The following is an 18,870-nucleotide window of genomic DNA, read 5'->3' as shown; positions in this document are numbered from 1 at the left end:
ATCAGGAACACGAAGTTTATGGATGAAAAAGGACCCTATATCAAGCAGCAGGGAGAAGGCGAAAGTCTCTACTCCAGACTATGGAAGCAAACGCTGGATGAGGTACAGCGGATGTCGGGGATGGTGTGGACCGATTATAACGTCCATGATCCCGGCGTGACGTTGATGGACATAGCCACCAATGCATTAGTAGAAACCGATTATAAACTTGGTTTCCCCCACCAAGACTATCTGACTGGAGAGAACGGGGAGTTTAAACCGGAACGGTTCGGGTTTTATCGGCCTGTGGAGGTTTATACCACCGCTCCTGTCACCACGGAGGATTACCGGAAACTGTTCTTTTCCCATATCCCTGATCTGGAAAACATCTGGCTGGATGCTGATCCGGCAACCGGAGGCTATACCATCAGAGCCGTCCTTTCCCCGTTCGAGGGTAATCCCGAAACAATCAGGCAGCAGATAGAAACCATCTATCAAAGTCATCGGAACCTGTGTGAACATCTCGACCGGGTTGAAATCTCGCAACCGGAAGAATTAGAATTTCATGCCGATTTTGAGATAGAACCGGGCAAAGACGCTACACTCATATTGGCTACAGTATATTGGACCATCCTTCGTTACCTGTCCGGTGCAGTACGTATCTTAACGCCGGATGATCAGAAAGCGGCCGGTGTATCCCCCGAGAACTGGCTGGAAGGTTCGGAGGATGCCATACGTGTTGAAATACCAGAACTACAAAATACTGAATACGAGCTTTATAAACAACTACGTGCGGTGGATGGTATTCGGTCCTTCAGTACCTGCTACCTGATGAAGGATGGTGAACCGCAGAGCTATTTCACACAAGGGTTCAGCCTCAAAATTCCGAAGAAAGAAGAAGAACTCACGGCATGTATCCGTTGTGGCCGATCCGTTATGCGGGTGGATGTGGACAAATTCCTGACATTATTGGAAGGCTTCTACCATACGAAAGGACGTATCCGGGAGATGAAAAATGAGCAAAAGAAGTATGACTGGGGAATTCCCCAAAGCACGTACCGGGATATATTCACCCATTATCCCCTGACGAAAGACTTTCCCGCCTGCTATCGGTTTTCGTGTAATCAGGACAGTTCGTCCTCTTTTGAAACCTATTTGAAATTGTACGACAAAGTGATTAAAGACGGACTGGAAGAAGTAAAGACACTTCCCTCGTTGTTATCGATAATGAACGAAACGGAACCTCCGGCAAAGACTATTTACGAACAGAAAAGCTGCTACCTGGATTTTCTTGACCAGCTGTATGGAGTGGAAAGTTATCCGGACTGGATGAAAGAATCCGGTGGATACGGTGATACCAAAGAAGAAATCCTGCACCGTCGCATGGATTTCCTGCAAAATATAGCACGCCTCACAAAGAACCGTGCCGGCGCAAGGAATATAACCGATTCAGACGGAGAAGAGAATATCATCGTGGTAAAGGAATGGTTTTGCCGTATGATGGGCATCAACCGGAATGAAAACCGGCCGGTAGGCAACGTTTTACCCGGACACAATCTCATTCTGATGAAAACCGACGAAAAAGACAAACGGTTCCGTGACAAACTGACGTCCAGACTTATCTATGAGAAAATGTCCTATACGGAAAATGTACAGATAGTCTATCCCGAGCCTTTACCGGAAGATAAAAAAGAAAAACTGGAACAATACAGCATGCTGCGAAAGGAATTGCCTGTGTTCAACCATAACTTCATCAGCAGCGGTTTATTCCGTGGTGGTATCTGTTTGGACAATTACCGCATTGTCCAGGCAGCCGAGAACGAATACATGCTAGTATTCCACGACCGGGAAGAAGATAGTTGGATGAACCTGGGACGTACAGATGACAAAGAACAATTGAACCTGCTCGCCAATATCCTGCGCCGTTACCTGCTAGAGTTGAACCGTGCCTCGGAAACGCTCTACATTATAGAACCTGTATTGTCGGACATCAAACATCCGTTCACATTACAACTGGTATTACCGGGATGGACAGCACGTTTTCACGCTCCCCGGTTCCGTGAATCGTGCCGTGAACTATTACGCATCCTGTTACCGGCTCATCTGACAGGCACGGTTTATTGGCTGGATACTGCCTCTATGCAGGAGTTTGAAGACTGCTATTTATTATGGAAGAAAGCATTGGCGAGACAATACAAGGATGATGCGGAAATCCTCCAAAGCCATATAGACGAAATATTGGAAAAAGCTGAATATAAACAATTATTAGATGATACGAATTGACAACATATCATTTGAGTTCACCGCCCCGGACGAAAAATTCGCACACGAACTGTATGCGGACTGGGATGGTTTTTGCCGTCGTTGCTTCGAGCAGGTGGTGGAGGAATGCCTTTCAACCTACGACAAGGAAAAGGTATTGTACGAAATAGAACAACTGGAGTTGGATCTGGGAAGCATCCCCGAAGAATATTTCTACCGGGAATTTCCTAGGCGACTGAAAGAGGTATTGCTGAAGGCGTTACCGACAGGGGGGCTCCAAAGGAAGAGCGAAACGGAGGAAAACGGAGGATCCCGGCTGGATAATCTGCTCTTCTACCTGGAATACGGCTACCCGAAAGCAGAATGGGCGGATGAAGATTTCAGCTTGTCGGAAGAATTAGGCTGGCTACTGTCCCACTCCGCACCGGAGCAGTATATCATCCGGATAGCTAGTCTCTGCTTAGAGAAGGAACACGTCTTTCACCGACTGCTCTGGCAGGCGGACAATGCGGACGTGCTTCTCCGCATCTATGCCGCGTCACTATCCGAACCCTCCGCCGGTCTGCATGGAAAACATCGCTTCCTAACCCGGTTGCTGGAGGCAAAACCAGGTATTCCCGTACGTTTCATCCATGAAGCGACAGATGATGCCTCCCTGGGGGGAATGGCGGAACTGCTCGACAGCGTATCCGTCAAACAAATCATGGTGACGGAAGCAGAGGAGCACGCCGAGGTGGACCTGCCTCCCTATTGGCACTATCTGTATGAGTGGCTGATACGCTATTATCCCTATAACGGCATTGCTATGTTCGGTGGCAAGGCGGAGTTTACTAACCACCTGCACCATCGGCTGCTGACATTTATACGGAAACGTAACTACTCTTTCTACCTTTCGAAGGCGGAGTTGACCGTTAGCTTCCTTCTGGAAGTGTTTGGTCCGACTTATTATATCGATGTACTGAATACCATCTACTATCTCCAACCCTACCGTGCGGATGGTTCGCCTACGCATGACGGGTATTTCAGTCAGGAACTGTACCGCATCTTCTTGCAGTTGTCCCTGCTACACCAACCAGCCGTAACAAAGGAAAACACTTTGTCCGTTGAAGATAAAGCATCATCCGGTTTGAAAGATCCGACAGACATTATGGATGTGCTACAAGATGCTAAATGTAGCGATGCGGATAAACGAATGTTCATCCGCACAATCGTCAAAGAACAACCGGAGATACTCATCCAATGGCTCCGATTGGGAATAACCCCAAATATGACAGGAATAGCTATTGTAGCTGCTCTGATTGAGGTTGATACAATGAACTGTATGCTTGCCGCTCTTTCTTTTAACACCCTGCAAGCGGTAGAAGTGATGAGGAATTACCTGCGGCAACAATTTTCAGAAGAAAGTGATTGGTTAAAAGGCATAACCGAAACTCAGTTGGAGCTTCTGCTCCGACAATCGGTACTGATGTGGATTCGGAAAGGATACTACCGGCTACCAAACAGATTCGACCAATTGTTGAATCTGTTTTATCAGGAATTGACAGGCAAGGAGGATGAAGCAATCGTTACCCGATTATCCGCCTCCCAGCCTTTGAAGGTAATAAAAGAAGGATTAGGTCTCGAACAGAGCGGAAGATGGAGTATTCAGAGACTACAAGAAATATTATCAGTGTCTGTCGTTACAGATGATATAAAACGCAAATTACTTGTCTGTTTTCTGGAACAATCGTCAAAGGATTACGCTGAAGCGGTACGACAGCTCCATACATGTGGATTATCGAACTCCCTCTGCCGCCTGATAAGCCAACCGATATGGGAAGAAGTACTTCGACAGTCCACCGTCCGGCTGGTAGGAATCGAAAATACCGCCCTGTTATTGTCCCTCTTCGATGGATTGGTGGCACACGAACGTGCTTTGTCTTCTTATTGGAAAGGAGGTACAAAACCTTTGAAAGCTCGCCTGCTTGTATGGTTGGTCGAAACGATACGGTTACAAGATACACATAAAAAACCGGTAGTGGAATATATCCGTTCTTTATTCGCAGACCTTGTTGGCAGGAAAGAAATATCGGAGGTCATTCTTGCTCTTTGGCGAGAGATGGGACATACGGACTCTCCTGCCACAGAAGAAATCCTGCATCTGCTGGTGGATAATGAATCCCGGCAAATCCGGCTTATGAAAACCGATTACAAGGAATGGCTACGACAAGCGGAAAACGATTCAAATGCCGTTCAAATGCTGTTTAAAAGTCGTTGGAATACAGCGGATGGCTTTATTGAATGGCTGGATGACACTTCCATACCCTATGAGAATAAATCCGGTTTGTTACGACACACCATAACGGAACAACCGGCGAAGTGGATATACCTGCTCCGCGATTTGCCGCATGAGAGTCAATACATAACGGCAATCGCCGGATATGTACCTGCCCCGCTTATGCTACAGGGCATGGCGAAGACGGATTTCTACCAGACCTCCGTATTATCGCAGTTGATGGAGCAGCTGCAACATCAGGAGGAGAAATTGTCACGGATTGTCGGAAGCAGTCTTTCCCTGCCGCTTGCACTCTCGAAAACTCTGCTGCTTTACTTGCAGGACCGCGATACATCAGGCAGGACACTGACAGCTAATGAGATTGCAGGGAAATTCCTTTCCTTCTTTTATTTCATACAAACCGGCAAAACAGACTATCACAATAATATATTATGGATATCATTTACCAATAAAATTATTTCATATATGAGTAGTAGTGAAAACAACATGGCTTCAGACGATATAAACAAAATATTGTCGAATGCAAGCAACAGTGATGCGACATTCCAGCAATCTGTCAACTTCTTGATAGACCAACAACCGGAAAAGTTGCTGACTTGGTTAGAGAAGGATGCCAACCTGTCTGAAATAGAGCGGATTGTTCTCGTTTCGGACCGGATAATGGCAAAGAGATGGACAGTCTGTTTGTCCGCTACAGCCGGATTCGAACAAGCCGCTGTGTTCCGACGATTGACTTCCTGGTTTCTTGATGGTCCTTCCGACAGGATATCTGTCACCGGATTTATCCGGGCGTTGCTGTCATGGGTTAAAGAAACGGACTGGAAAAGGCAGACACCAGATGAAATAGAAGCGTTTTTCTTTTCCCGTCTGTTCGGTAAATCCAATATCTCGTTACCTTTGGAGAAGATCGCGGACAACGACCTGCCGGAAGATACCCGAAAAAGATGGCTGCGCAATTACATGCGTTTCCAACCGGAAGTATTGCTGAAATATATACAAAAAACGGTATCGCAAAATATGTTGCCGCCGGACAAATGGATAGCATGGCTGGATATCGAAGACTGGCTGCGTCTGGTGGCAAGCCTTTCTCTTTCCGGCGCAGAGCTTTTCCGGCAGATTCTGGAACATTTGTCAAAAAGGAATACATTTCAGAAGAGCGAATTGCGGCAGACATTGGCTACCTATATCATAAAGAGCCGTACGGATGAATGGATATATGGAAGTCCCGAAGAAACGGTCCGTTCATGGGTGCAGTTACTGCCGGAAAAGAAGGAAGTCGTGAAGGAGAAATTATTGCTGCAACTATGTGAGACGTTGCAACTGTCAATGGACGGGAGAGTCGGAACGGACGAAGCGACAGAAGCTCCGGAGTTCCTTCTGGTGGAAAATGCCGGCCTTTGCCTGCTCGCCCCCTGGCTCAGCCGACTGTTCGCCATGCTCGGCTATCTGGATGATGAACGGAAATCACTCAAGAATACGGCTTTGAAAATCCGCGCCGTATTCCTACTGCAATATATCGTCTACGGGGAAGAACGGGAATACCGAGAAACAGAACTGGCCTTCAACCGGCTTCTTGTCGGATTGCTCCAACATATACCGATCCCGAAACAGCTGCCTCTTACCAGTGAAGAAAAGCAGACCGTCGACTCCATGGTGGCAGGCATAAAGGCTAACTGGCCAAGTATGGACGGCACATCGGTAAGGGGCTTCCGCCAGAGCTTCATCGCTCGCAGCGGTACATTGGAACAGCAGGAGGAACGGTGGCTGCTAACGATGGTAGAAAAGACGCATGACATTCTGCTTGAATCCGTTCCATGGAGTTTCAGGCAGATACGTCTTCCGTGGCTGAAAAAGTATGTGCAGGTCATATGGCACGAGAAACAAAAATTCTAATAAATTGACGGACCATAAAATATATAAAATGGCAACTGAAAAAGTATATCAAGAAAAGACGGCCCGCACCATCCAGCAGAAGCTGGATGGTGGCGGCACATTGCAATTCGTGGATAACCGTCCGATGAACCCGGTCTTGCAACAGATGGGAGAAGACGAAGAAGATACCCTGCAAGGCAAGTTCAATCAAGCTCTCCAGCGGGAAGAGGATGAAGAAGACATGCTTCAAGGTAAATTTGAACAGCCAGTCCAGCGCGAAGTAGATGAAGACGAAACCGCCCTGCAAGGCCGGTTTGAAGCTCCCGTTCAGAAAAAGAATGAAACCGGCATGCCCGACCACTTGAAAGTTGGCGTGGAAGAACTTTCCGGCCTCACGATGGATGATGTAAAGGTACATTATAATTCGGACAAGCCGGCTACAGTACAGGCGCTCGCCTATACACAAGGTACAGACATCCATGTAGCTCCGGGACAAGAACAACACTTGCCCCATGAGGCATGGCACGTGGCCCAGCAGATGGCCGGTCGTGTGGAACCTACCACCGAAGTAGGCGGAATGCCGGTGAATGACAATATCGCACTGGAACACGAAGCCGACGTGATGGGCGCAAAAGCAAACAGTCTTTAATGAAGAATTATGCGTGAGTATATCGAATGGTTCAACCAAGTATTAACTGTCGCCATCCAGCTTTACTTCCATCAGGAGTCCGAGTACAAGCAGCTAAAGGATGTGTATCCGCCCCGAAACGGCTGGATGGAGGCGGTGACGGGACAAACGGACACCAATTTTGAAGAACGAATCGTTATCATGCTTGCCTTGATGCCCCATATCTGTCCGCAAATACTGGACATCTTCTTTGTGCAGAACAAGAACTTTGACCGCCAGTACACCGAGTTCGGCGGTTGGAAAGGTTTGTCACACGGAGGATTCCTTCCTACGGGTGAAACCGCTTCGTTCATCCTTGCCGGGGAGGACGTGGAGAAACGCAAGGAGGTCATCCATATGTTCTCAAAAAGCCACTGGTTCTACGGAAAAAATATCCTGCGGTTGGAAGGTGCAGGCGAAGGAGAGCCGCTGCTCAGCAGCCAACTCCGTGTATCTGAGGAATTTCTGAGCCGCGTACAACTCGATGTGGAATATAAACCCGATTATACCACCGGCTTCCCTGCCAAACGTATCACCACGGAACTGAACTGGGAAGACATGGTGCTGGACTACCAGGTGACGACTGAACTGGAAGAGATCAATACATGGATTTCTTCCGGCAAGACCATCATGGAAGACTGGGGGTTGTCGCGTATCCTGAAAGCCGGATATCGTTCGCTGTTTTACGGTCCTCCGGGTACAGGGAAAACACTTGCAGCGACATTGCTGGGTAAGAAGAATAATATGGATGTATACCGGATAGACCTATCCATGATCGTTTCCAAATATATCGGGGAAACGGAAAAGAACCTGGCTAAAGTGTTCGATCTCGCTGAAAACAGGAACTGGATTCTCTTCTTTGATGAAGCAGACGCCCTGTTTGGCAAACGTACTTCCACCAACACCTCCAATGACCGTCATGCCAATCAGGAAGTGGCTTATCTTTTACAGCGTATAGAAGACTTCCCTGGCATGGTCATTCTGGCAACAAACTTACGTTCGAACATCGACGAAGCATTTTCCCGCCGTTTCCAATCAGTGATTTACTTTCCAATGCCGACTGAAGAACTACGAGCTGAAATATGGCGAAAGATGCTGAAAGGTTGGCCGGAGAATGTAGACGAAGACTTGATTACCATGGCTGCCAGAACAGAACTTTCGGGAGGTTCTATAGCCAACGTAGTCAGACGGTGTGCATTAGCAACAGTAAATCAGAAAAATCAATCTCTGGATAAACTTATATTAAAAAATGCACTGCAAAAGGAAAAACTGAAATGATAAGAAGATAGGTAAAATAAAAAGCGTCGAGATGATAGTATCTCAACGCTTTTTATTTTTACGTGACCGCGACAGGATTCAAACCTGTAACCGGCTGATCCGTAGTCAGCTACTCTATTCAGTTGAGCTACGCGGCCAATCTTTATATTTCTGTTTAAACTTTAATTCGGATGGTGACCGCGACAGGATTCAAACCTGTAACCGGCTGATCCGTAGTCAGCTACTCTATTCAGTTGAGCTACGCGGCCAATCTTTATTTCTGTTTAAACTGTAATCTCGAATGGTGACCGCGACAGGATTCAAACCTGTAACCGGCTGATCCGTAGTCAGCTACTCTATTCAGTTGAGCTACGCGGCCATTGTTTCGTGATTGCGAGTGCAAAGGTAGTGTTTTCTTTTAAACTTGCAAGACTTTAGTACATCTTTTTTTCAATTTAATCTAACATTTTTGGATTGAAGATCAAGTAACCGATATTCAGTCCGAAGTTGAAATTCTTTGCCGGATAACTATACCCGTTGGCATACAGGCTGATAGAGGCAAAAGGTAACTGTAACACCAGGGCAGCCTCCCCCATGTACTTAAATGAATGAAGAAACTTGCCATAATAAGGAACTGCCATATAAGGATTGTCCGCATTAGTTTCTTTCTTTATTTCATATAAAGGGGCAAAGCCATACAAGTCCAGACGGAAATGAAGTAATTTGCTAAACTTATAGATTGGCGAAATACCTGCTGCAAAATACTGATTGGCCCGGAAAGCCTCATTGAAAACAATCTGGCTATGCGGCGTGGGCGTAAAAGCCGGAGCTTGCAATACCGATGCCGTATAGTTATTCATCAGGTTTTTGCTGGATATGACCAATTCTCCCTGGAATCCCAGATTGAAACGGTTACTTAATGTTTCATAGTGCTGCCACTCCCCTTTCAACTGTAACCAGCTGTAAACCTTTTTTCTGATTGATTGACTTTGAGATGTTGGAGACGGATCATAATTCTCAGTACCTGTGACATATTGAGCAATCAGGAACTGTTTCCGCCCGGCTATAGGGTATTGTTTAGCATCCAGTGAATTCCGTTCTATACTCAGCGAACCACTGAACAGATTGTACCAGCTATGATCGAATTTAGAATTAGGAAACAACATATTATTACTCTGAAAATAGTAATCATTCAATTGCCCGTATGCAAAACCGATTTCTGATTTTGCCCTGTTCAGGAACGGGAATCCCAGCTTTAGCTTCATATACAATTCTTTTTGTTTGATGAAGGCCGGTAACACATCTTCGTAAAACAGCGACTGACTTTCCTGATATCTTTTATCGGAATATACCCCCTGCCAGTTAAGATAGGTCGGAATCCTGGTCTGCAAATAGATTCGTCCGTTTAGCATAACTCCACTGAAAGAATTACCTACCTGAAAGTTTGAATTAACATCGGCAGCAAAACGGCCTAAATACTGATAACCCAATCCCAAAAACAATTGATTCGCCTGATGCGATGAAATATTACCGCCAAAACCGACCGTTATTTCTTCTTTCATCTTTACGTCCAGATAGAGGTCAAACTTTTTCTCCCTGCGATTGTAAACGGCATGGGGCATAATTTCCCGTATCTTCGAAGAAGTGAGCATCTTGAAATAAGCCCGCTTAAATTCTTCCATCGAAAATTCATGATTCATATCACGATGCAGTTGTGCCTCGATATACTTACGCTGCGATTCGGAAACGCCGGTTACATATATATTCTGAAAGATCAGCGGCGGCAAACTTTCCTTATAAGCAACCCTACGCATATTAACTTCCGTAAGTGGAACCCTGCGGGGCACTCTTTGCTTGATCGAGTCGATCATACTCATCGTACGTTTATAACCGATATCCATCAATTCCTTTGCTTTTTGAAAGTCCAGTAATGAAACAGTCGGGAAACTGAATTTTACCATCATGCCATCTTCTTCCGGAACATCATAATCCGTTTTCTGCATAATCATCGTTTCCAATTGATTATAAGCATTATTGGAAGGTTTGTTATTTCCTCCGGCAACAGTCGATCCGAAAATAAAATCAGGATGAAAAGCCTCTTTCATCGGTCCGACAGGAAAATTATCGTAAATACCGCCATCAAACAGAGGAATGCTGTCTTTCCAGATCGGCTGGAAAAAGAAAGGGAATGTCATGGAAGCACGGACAGCATCTCCCAGATCTCCGTTCTTGAATATGATAGCCTTTTTATTATAGATGTCAGAACCGACACAACGGAACGGGACAAATAAATTGTCAAAATTCCATCCGGCTTTAGCAGTAGCCTGCGAGAACAATGCCATAAACGCCTGATTCATCTGGATCGGATTGATAAGGCTTTGCGGTAAAAAGTTGGCCTTGATCTGTAATGAATCAGTCATATCAATAGAGAAATGACCGAACTCAGGAGTCGGGTCCGGTCTTTTAAAATAATATTTATATTCATTTTCTACGGTACCGGTCTGCCAGTAACTAAATTCTTCTGATAACATTAATTCCAGCATTTCATCAGGAGAATACCCCATGGCATATAAACTACCTATAATGGAGCCTATAGATGTACCGGTTATATAGTCAATAGGTATATCATTCTCCTCTAAGGCTTTAATGACTCCGATATGCGCAGCACCTTTAGCTCCTCCACCACTTAATACCAGTCCCACCTTTTGTGCATCGGCCGCTTGCAGGACGATCAGCAAAAAGGTTACCAGAACAGCTACTTTCTTCATACTTTACTTTCTCTCAGTTTACAACTTCAAATGTAAAATTATTTTCTCAGACTACAAGGTGTGTTGCAGGCTTATTGTGTTAAGATTTAGCGCTGCAATAGCGAAAATATTATGAAATTCAGTAGTATTCAGAGATTAATTAAAATATAAATGATAAATTTGCCGAAAAAGAAAGGGTAAGACAAATAAATATCACTCTATGAACATACTTGTATTGATGAATTCAGTAGTATTAATGCTGCCCACGGGAACAGCAGGATACCTGATACTCATATTGGTTCTCTCTCTCCTGGTTGTTTTACTGGCAATCAAAAACAGGAAACTTGTTTGTGAAAAGAAACAGTATAAAGATCTATTGGACGATATGCAGGAGAACAACAAAGAAAAAGAAGCGCTGTTCAGCCTCGATATCTTAGAGAATCTGCCTTTTCCCCTTTTCGTAAAAAATATCGACGATGACTATAAATATATATTCTGGAATAAAGAAGCAGAGTTACAATCCGGTACTCCCCGGGAAGAGATAGTAGGACTTTCTGATTTTGATATTTTTGGTCCTGAACGGGGAATGCGATACCGGAAAATAGATGAACAACTGGTCAAAGAAGGAAAGAACTACAGGGCTGAAGAAGATTATGTAACCCCGGACGGTATTTTTCACAATACGATTGTAAATAAGTCTATCCTGACTCACGGTCAGAATCACCTGCTCCTGGTATCCCGTTGGGATATTACCCAGATGAAAGAATATGAAAGGGAACTTATCGAGGCAAAAGAAAAACTGGAAAATGCAGCCAAAACCCAGAACATGGTGCTCAGCAGCATTAATTTCGGACTCATCTATATAGATAAAGAATACCGGGTTCAATGGGAATCTACCACAAACTTGCATAAAATAGCCAAAGGCCGGCATTATACTCCGGGAAAGGTCTGCTACGAAACAGTCCGGGGAAGAACGGAACCTTGTCCCCGTTGCGCTCTCAGTGAAGCTATAACAAAAGGAGAATCGGTCCGCCACGAATTTACCGAAGGAGACACAACGGTAGAGATCAGTGCCATCCCTCTTTTTGACCATACAGATACCAACATTGTTGGCGGACTAATGAAGGTCGAAGATATATCCGATAAAAAAAGGATAGAACATTTGATGTATGAGGTGAAAAGAGCAGATGAAGCCAACCGTTTGAAATCGGCTTTCCTGGCAAATATGAGCCATGAAATCCGGACTCCCCTCAATGCAATCGTCGGCTTTTCCAACTTACTGGCAGAGACGGATGATCCTGTAGAGAAACAAGAGTTTATTCATATCATATCGACAAACAACGAACTCTTGCTTCAATTGATCAACGATATCATCGATATGGCGAAGATCGAATCCGGCTCCCTGGATTTTACCTATTCTCGGATTGATATTAATGAATTAATGGAAGAAATTTGCAGCCAGATGATTTTAAAGAACAAATCCGAAGCTGTCAGCATTTCATTTGACGAAAAATTGCCTCAATGCCTGATTTACACAGATCGTAACCGGCTGATGCAAGTCATGAACAACTTCCTGACAAATGCCCTGAAGTTTACTCCTGAAGGATCTGTTTCTTTTGGGTATACGATCGAAGAATTAGGTAAAGCCATTCGTTTCTATGTAAAAGATACTGGAATAGGTATACCTCAGGATAAGAAAGATAAGATTTTCGACCGCTTTGTCAAACTGAATACATTCGCCCAGGGAACAGGTCTAGGGCTTCCTATCTGCGCCATGATTGCCGAAAAGTTCGGAGGAAGCGTCGGAGTGGAATCAGAAGAAGGCAAAGGTTCTCTGTTCTGGTTAAGCATTCCAATGAAAGAATCTGAAGAAACCTAAAGTATTCCAAAGGCTGTGAACAAAAAAGGTGTTGGTATGTTTTCTTTTTCATACTTTTGCAACCTAAAATAAAGAACAGTCAATGTTTAAACATTTAATCGCTTTCACAGGAGTATTCCTGTTTGTCTCTGTTTTGCCGGGAAAGGCACAGAACTTAACGCCGAACGACACTGTCTCAAAAGAGGTTGTTATTGTTGATGGGCAACAGCTTAACGAAAAGCAATTGCAACGTTATTACCGTCAGTTACGTAAAGATTCCATCAGGGCCCATAAAAAAATCTGGTGGTCTGTCCTGGGTGGTCCGTCCTATACTCCGGAAGCCTCGCTAGGTGTCGGAGGTGCCGTACTGGCCAGTTTCAGGATGAACAAAAACGACACGATTTCGCAACGTTCTTTCCTTCCGGCAGGAATCAACCTCTCAATAAACGGTACGATCGTGGTGGCGGGAGCCGGAACTTTCTTCTTTAACCAGAATAAGTTCCGTATTTATGCCAGCTACGGATACAGGAACGAACCGGCCCATTATTACGGCAAAGGCTATGAAACCATAGAACATGTAGACAGAAGCGACTCGACAACCCGTTACCATAGAAGTTATTTCCAGATATATCCCCGTTTTGTCTGGGAAATCCGTCCGCATTTTTACCTGGGAGGACTGTTCGATATAAACTTTACAAATGCATCGGATATAAATCCGGTGATAGAGCAAGACTACTATTTCAATCAGTTCAAACGGAAATATCTGAACGTGGGAATCGGAGGTTTGATTCAATACGACACAAGAGACGATGTCGCCACCCCCACAAAAGGAGTCTTGTTAAGCGGGAATATGAAAGCATTCGGAAAATATCTCGGAGGTGCCTATAACTACGAAATACTGGAACTTGAATACCGGCATTTTGTGAATGTATTCCGCCCGAGAAGTACCCTGGCATGGATCGCTAAAAGCCAGATAGGCATGGGAGATGTCCCCTACTCCGAATTACCCTCTTTCGGTTCGCCCTTCGACCTGCGCGGATATTACTGGGGTAAATACCGGGATAAATCCATGGCCTATGGCATACTGGAATACCGCCATATGTTCGGTTCGCCGGCAAAATACAAAAGCGGAAACTTCTGGGCTAAATGCGGTTTTGTTGCCTGGATGGGGACCGGAACAATCGGTAACACTCCGTTCGACTGGGATAAATGGAAGTTGAATTTCGGTGCCGGATTACGTGTGCAAATGCAGCCGGGCAAGAACTTCAGACTCGACATCGGTAAAGAGCCGGGACTGGATGGAGTTCAGGTTTATATGAACATGACAGAGGCATTTTAACCGAATCTTCATTTTGACCTTAGTAAGCTATTTGTCAATCGATTACAGTTTCCTCGTAATTCCCTCATTTGGGAACTCCAGTTTCCTCCCTAGGGAACTGTAATTTCCTGCCTGGGAAACTGTAGTTCCTTTACTAGGAAACCTGCGTTTCCTGCTTAGGAAATTCTGAGGGAACTGCATAAAAAAACATCCGCCGTCATTAGTTAGAGTAAATGACGACGGATGTTTTTTATTTCGGTTCGCAAGTGTGTTCGTTAGAACGACAGCTTCATCGAGAAGCGTACACCTTTTGTCTGAATACCCGGATTATCGCGGTAAGTCAAACGCCAGACATAATCGAGACGAAGGAACTTAAAGATATTCTCAATACCTACTCCGGCTTCCATATAAGGCGTATTACCCAATGTATAAGAACCTTCTGGGAACAAATACAAATCTTTGCCGCCATAATAAGGATTATTCTTATCGGTCAGATGACCATACATTCCACGGAATGAAAGAACCTCTCTCCATTTCAGTTTCTTTATCAGGGGAAGACGGTTCAAAAGAAGCCCGTTCATAAAATAAGTAATGTCCCAGGATGCATACTCGTCGCTGATGAACTCCATCGCATTCATATTGGTGTATGATTCAGGCTGGATTGTATAGGATAAGTTCGCGTTCGGCAATATCAATAACGGATAAGGAACTTTGTCCCACACCTTACCTGCTTTACCGATAATATCGACATATCCGAAGGCTGAGAACCAGAAACGTTTCTGAATACCCAAATCGGTACGGTTATATGTATAATCGGCCCCTAACACACCTTTCCGGGCTGTGATATGGTTCAATGTAATTATCGGAGCATCAAAGGAGATCGGATAACGATAATTACGGGTCTGATAGAATTTCTCGTTCGGAGCATAACGGAATTTGAATTCCATTTCCGTCATCGAATAAGACTTGACCGGTGTAATATGCCCATCTGCTTCGATCCTGTCAAAAACCGCATAATCCGTTGCAATCTCTTTTTTGTTACGAAGAGTCGCACCATAAGCGATTCCGTTATAATGTTCCCGGTAATAAGCCAGTTCGGCATTCCTCAGATAAGTAGCACGGGTATCTCTCTGTCGCTTCCAGACAAGGAAAAGGTTATCCTTATTGGTGTACATATACTGCTGTCCCAACTGATTGATATCGTAAGTGTATTGCAACCGGATAGAATTAACCGGAAATTCTTTACGGTATTCTTTCTTGTCATTAAAAGAGTATTCAATTAACCCGTCATATTTCAGCTTTCTGTCAGTGGTTCCGTAGGCAGCATAACCTTCCAGGAAAAGATGTTTACTGAAAGCTGTAGTAGTTGTTCCCCCAACACGGAAACGGGCACCTTCTATTGCATTACCACTGATAAAGGTATTAGCCGGTCCGAACTCAAACTTATTCTTTACCGGGTCCGTGCTAGTCCCTATATAGCCGGAAGTAAGGATCGTAATAATTTTCTCCGTAACATAGAAAACGGGGACGGCACGTAGTTTGGCCATCAGCTTTTCAACCGTGTTCTGTTTTCGTGTTCCGGCTTCTTCCGGACGGTTCAAATCCCAGAAATCTTCAGGTTGCTTATAAGCGTTCTGTAAAGTTATCACAGGGGCACTCTCTTTGAATATCTCCTGATTTTCAGGAGGAAGGAAGGAATGATCGCTGTATATGTTCAATCTTCGGGCATACATACCCTTGGATTTTTCCGTTAGTTTAAAGTCTACGGATATATCATCTTTAGTAATAATACGTGTACCATCTTCTGTCCTTTTGAATGTCTGTTCGATCGTCATTCCGCTGACAAAGTTCAGGTTGATATTCTTCGGTACATTTAAAATAGCTTTCTGTACGAAGAAGGTAGAATCGAGTGTAACGAACAGATGTCCGGTAAAACCAAATCCTTCCGATACGAAGGGCACAAACCCCAAGTCTACACACTGCTGTCCGTTCACCTCCAATGTGTCGAGCAAATAATATTTATAGAAATTAGGTCCTATTGTGGACAGCGGACTCACAAAACGTTGCAGGAACAGTGGAATATCATTCTTAAAGATATCGACTTCCCGGAATACTTCCCCCAGGAATTGTTGCATACCATCACGAGAAAATATCTCATCTACACCGGCAGCCTTTGCTCCCAGCACAACCCTTTTCTCAACTTTAGGATCTTTACGGTAAAAGATGCCTTCCACCTTTTCCTTTTCAGAAACGGGTAGAATAGTCTTTCCGATATCCAGCGTATCGATATAATCGATCAGGAAGTCGAATTTCCCGCCTTTTCCATTCTCTTTCTTAGGCTTCGGCTGGTAATCATTCATCGCAAAAATCATCTTTTCATATTGACTATAACTGAAATAGTCATGATTGCGAGGATCATTACTCTCCCGGGAGTCAATCACATTTTTAACAAAAGTCACGGCCGGATTTTCCTTCTTGCTGTACTTCTCTTTCTTCGGCTTTACAATGACTTCACCCAAATCAATACTGGAAGGGGCCAGAGGAATTTTAAAATAATTCTTCTTACCTATAGCCACTTTCAATTCTTTTTCGGCATATCCCAGATATGAGACAGACAGAGTCCGTGCATTAGATGACGTGGTCAATGAAAAATTACCGTCATCATCGGTTGTCGTTCCGATAGTTGTACCCTTCAGTATGACTGAAACATATGGTAACGTTTCTCCCGTGATAGAGTCCGTTACTATTCCGCTTATTATAGTGTTCTGGGCTTTTGATGCAAATGCAACCAAAACAAATGCCAGAATAAAAACAATCTTTTTCCCCATTATTATTAACTCCCTCGTTAAACTCCGCAAAATTATAACAGATTCTTTTTTATGAATGTTCCAAATTGAACCGATTATATTCCAATTGACAACAAATCACATTTAAAAGACCCAAAATAGATGTTTTAAAATGAATTTATACTACTAATAACAAAATTCCTTCTTTCCGTAACGGGAAGTTTCGGGACTTCAATCAACGTATATCCTGCATCTTTATAGACATCTTTCATTACATTATATGTATCTATCGCTTCATTAAATGATTGTTTACGTTCTTTATCTGTATGGTATATATTTTCCCAGGGAGGAAGTATGAATACCTGCCTGCTATACCTGTATTTATCGACGGCCAGTTCTATTTCCTTCCGGTCGGTTAACCCAATCAACCTGGCATATGCCAGTGTATCAGGGATTCCTCTGTCAAAAAATAATATGCCTTCATTTTCTTTATGAGCCAGATATGATTCAACGGAACGTTCCAGCATCATACTGGTATATAAACCGGTATCTTTCCAGGGTAATGCGTTCCCGCCCTGTAGCTGTTGTTCTTTGATAATATCCCGTGCTACTTCTTTTACTGTTTGATATCCAACAGTTTTAAGTTCTTCAATTAATGATGTTTTACCCGTTCCAGGTCCACCAGTAATAACATACAAGCCTGTTTTTGTCAACATGATTTGTTTATTTATGACTATTATGGCAAAAGGAAATACAACCCGGATGAAAAGCTGTTATAACCGGAATTGTACATGCAAATATACTGGATTATTTCTTTAAACCTATCAATTCACTCTTAAATTTAACAATTCACTTTTGTTTTCTCTTGTCAATATTTCTACCTTTGTGCACGAAAAGGGGTGCCATACTGTAAACGGGCTGAGATTATACCCTGTGAACCTGATGCGGGTAATGCCGCCGTAGGAAAGACAGACAAGGCTTTTCCCTCCTTTGGTATGTGAATATGAAAACAGATACATTTTATCGTTATCCGACTGCGTTAACCATTGCCGGTTCCGACAGCGGCGGAGGAGCCGGGATACAGGCAGATATTAAAACATTCTCGGCATTGGGAGTTTACGGAGCTTCTGTAATCACCTCCATTACCGCCCAAAACACACAAGGTGTCAGAGGCATACAAGCCGTCTCTCCGGAAGTCTTGAAAGGCCAGTTGGATGCGGTCTTTCAAGATATTACCATCGATGCAGTCAAAATCGGAATGCTGCATAATAAAACAGCGGCAGAAATCGTCGTAAATGCAATCGATACTTATTCACCGTCGCGTATTATCCTGGACCCGGTGATGATTTCGACCAGCGGTAACAAATTATTGCAGGATGATGCCATAGACATCATTGTCCGCGAACTGTTCAAACGGACATCGTTGGTCACACCCAACATCGACGAAGCTGAATTTCTGTCCGGAATGAAGATAACTTCCGAAAAAGAGATGTGCCTGGCGGCAGAGAAGTTGCTGTCTTTAGGCTGCCATGCCGTATTAATGAAGGGAGGACATTTAAAAGGAAAAGAGATGACTGATATATTATATGTATCGGAGGCGTCCCCTCTCCGACTTTCGGCAGAAACAGTAATTACGCTCAACGGCCACGGCACCGGCTGTACGTTGTCTTCCGCTATTGCCGCTTACCAGGCTTTAGGTAAAAGCCTGCCTGATGCCGTCAGACTGGCTAAAGAATATATAACAAAAGCAATTACAGAAGGGAAAGATGTACGGACAGGACACGGGCATGGTCCCCTGAACCATTTCTTCGCTCCGGTTCCTTTAGTAAAAACAGAGATAAAGAGATAA

The 18,870-nt window shown here is 44.2% G+C and carries 10 protein-coding genes, 3 tRNA genes and 1 riboswitch; of the genes, 7 read left to right on the top strand and 6 right to left on the bottom strand.

Translation table 11 applies throughout. From position 1 onward, the window contains the following. The first annotated feature begins 18 nt into the window (after positions 1–18). Genes NBH14_RS09805 through NBH14_RS09790 form a run of 4 tightly spaced genes read left to right on the top strand, consistent with a single transcriptional unit; the run spans position 19 to position 8,333 of the window. A complete protein-coding gene (locus NBH14_RS09805; RefSeq protein WP_186959304.1) occupies positions 19–2,262 on the top strand; it encodes a hypothetical protein in 2,244 nt (747 codons plus the stop codon). Beyond that, positions 2,249–6,409: a contractile injection system tape measure protein gene (locus NBH14_RS09800; protein ID WP_186959305.1), complete on the top strand. Its 4,161-nt coding sequence runs from the start codon at positions 2,249–2,251 to the stop codon at positions 6,407–6,409. The genes NBH14_RS09805 and NBH14_RS09800 overlap by 14 nt, the downstream gene beginning before the upstream one ends. Before the next feature lie 28 nt (positions 6,410–6,437). Continuing rightward, entirely contained in the window at positions 6,438–7,037 is a 600-nt protein-coding gene (locus NBH14_RS09795) for an eCIS core domain-containing protein (protein WP_186959306.1), read from the top strand. Between the two features lie 9 nt (positions 7,038–7,046). After that, positions 7,047–8,333, top strand: coding sequence for an ATP-binding protein (locus tag NBH14_RS09790; RefSeq protein ID WP_186959307.1), 1,287 nt, complete (start codon positions 7,047–7,049; stop codon positions 8,331–8,333). A gap of 63 nt (positions 8,334–8,396) precedes the next feature. Here NBH14_RS09790 and NBH14_RS09785 read toward each other — a convergent pair. From NBH14_RS09785 to NBH14_RS09770, 4 genes are all read right to left on the bottom strand, one after another. Then, positions 8,397–8,470, bottom strand: a tRNA-Arg gene (locus NBH14_RS09785). Between the two features lie 34 nt (positions 8,471–8,504). Beyond that, a tRNA-Arg gene (locus NBH14_RS09780) sits at positions 8,505–8,581 on the bottom strand. A 33-nt stretch (positions 8,582–8,614) separates the two neighbouring features. Continuing rightward, a tRNA-Arg gene (locus tag NBH14_RS09775) sits at positions 8,615–8,691 on the bottom strand. A gap of 76 nt (positions 8,692–8,767) precedes the next feature. Beyond that, a complete protein-coding gene (locus tag NBH14_RS09770) occupies positions 8,768–11,080 on the bottom strand; it encodes a patatin-like phospholipase family protein (protein ID WP_007656726.1) in 2,313 nt (770 codons plus the stop codon). A gap of 199 nt (positions 11,081–11,279) precedes the next feature. Between NBH14_RS09770 and NBH14_RS09765 the strand changes: the two genes are divergently transcribed. Beyond that, a complete protein-coding gene (locus NBH14_RS09765; RefSeq protein ID WP_186959308.1) occupies positions 11,280–12,938 on the top strand; it encodes a PAS domain-containing sensor histidine kinase in 1,659 nt (552 codons plus the stop codon). A gap of 82 nt (positions 12,939–13,020) precedes the next feature. Further along, positions 13,021–14,256, top strand: coding sequence for a BamA/TamA family outer membrane protein (locus NBH14_RS09760; RefSeq protein ID WP_186959309.1), 1,236 nt, complete (start codon positions 13,021–13,023; stop codon positions 14,254–14,256). Between the two features lie 254 nt (positions 14,257–14,510). Here the strand turns inward: NBH14_RS09760 and NBH14_RS09755 are convergent, their stop codons facing one another. Beyond that, positions 14,511–17,063 carry a DUF5686 family protein gene (locus tag NBH14_RS09755; RefSeq protein ID WP_186959310.1) on the bottom strand — a complete coding sequence of 851 codons (2,553 nt, stop codon included), beginning with the start codon at positions 17,061–17,063 and terminating at the stop codon, positions 14,511–14,513. 125 nt (positions 17,064–17,188) lie between these two features. Further along, a complete protein-coding gene (locus NBH14_RS09750; RefSeq protein ID WP_128133337.1) occupies positions 17,189–17,737 on the bottom strand; it encodes an AAA family ATPase in 549 nt (182 codons plus the stop codon). Between the two features lie 169 nt (positions 17,738–17,906). After that, positions 17,907–18,004: riboswitch (TPP riboswitch) on the top strand. Between the two features lie 20 nt (positions 18,005–18,024). Here NBH14_RS09750 and thiD point away from each other — a divergent pair. Next, positions 18,025–18,870, top strand: coding sequence for a bifunctional hydroxymethylpyrimidine kinase/phosphomethylpyrimidine kinase (gene thiD, locus NBH14_RS09745; RefSeq protein WP_186959311.1), 846 nt, complete (start codon positions 18,025–18,027; stop codon positions 18,868–18,870).

Source organism: Parabacteroides caecihominis (genome assembly GCF_023656785.1).
Lineage (GTDB): Bacteria > Bacteroidota > Bacteroidia > Bacteroidales > Tannerellaceae > Parabacteroides > Parabacteroides segnis.
This window is presented reverse-complemented; position numbering and strand designations above follow the sequence as displayed.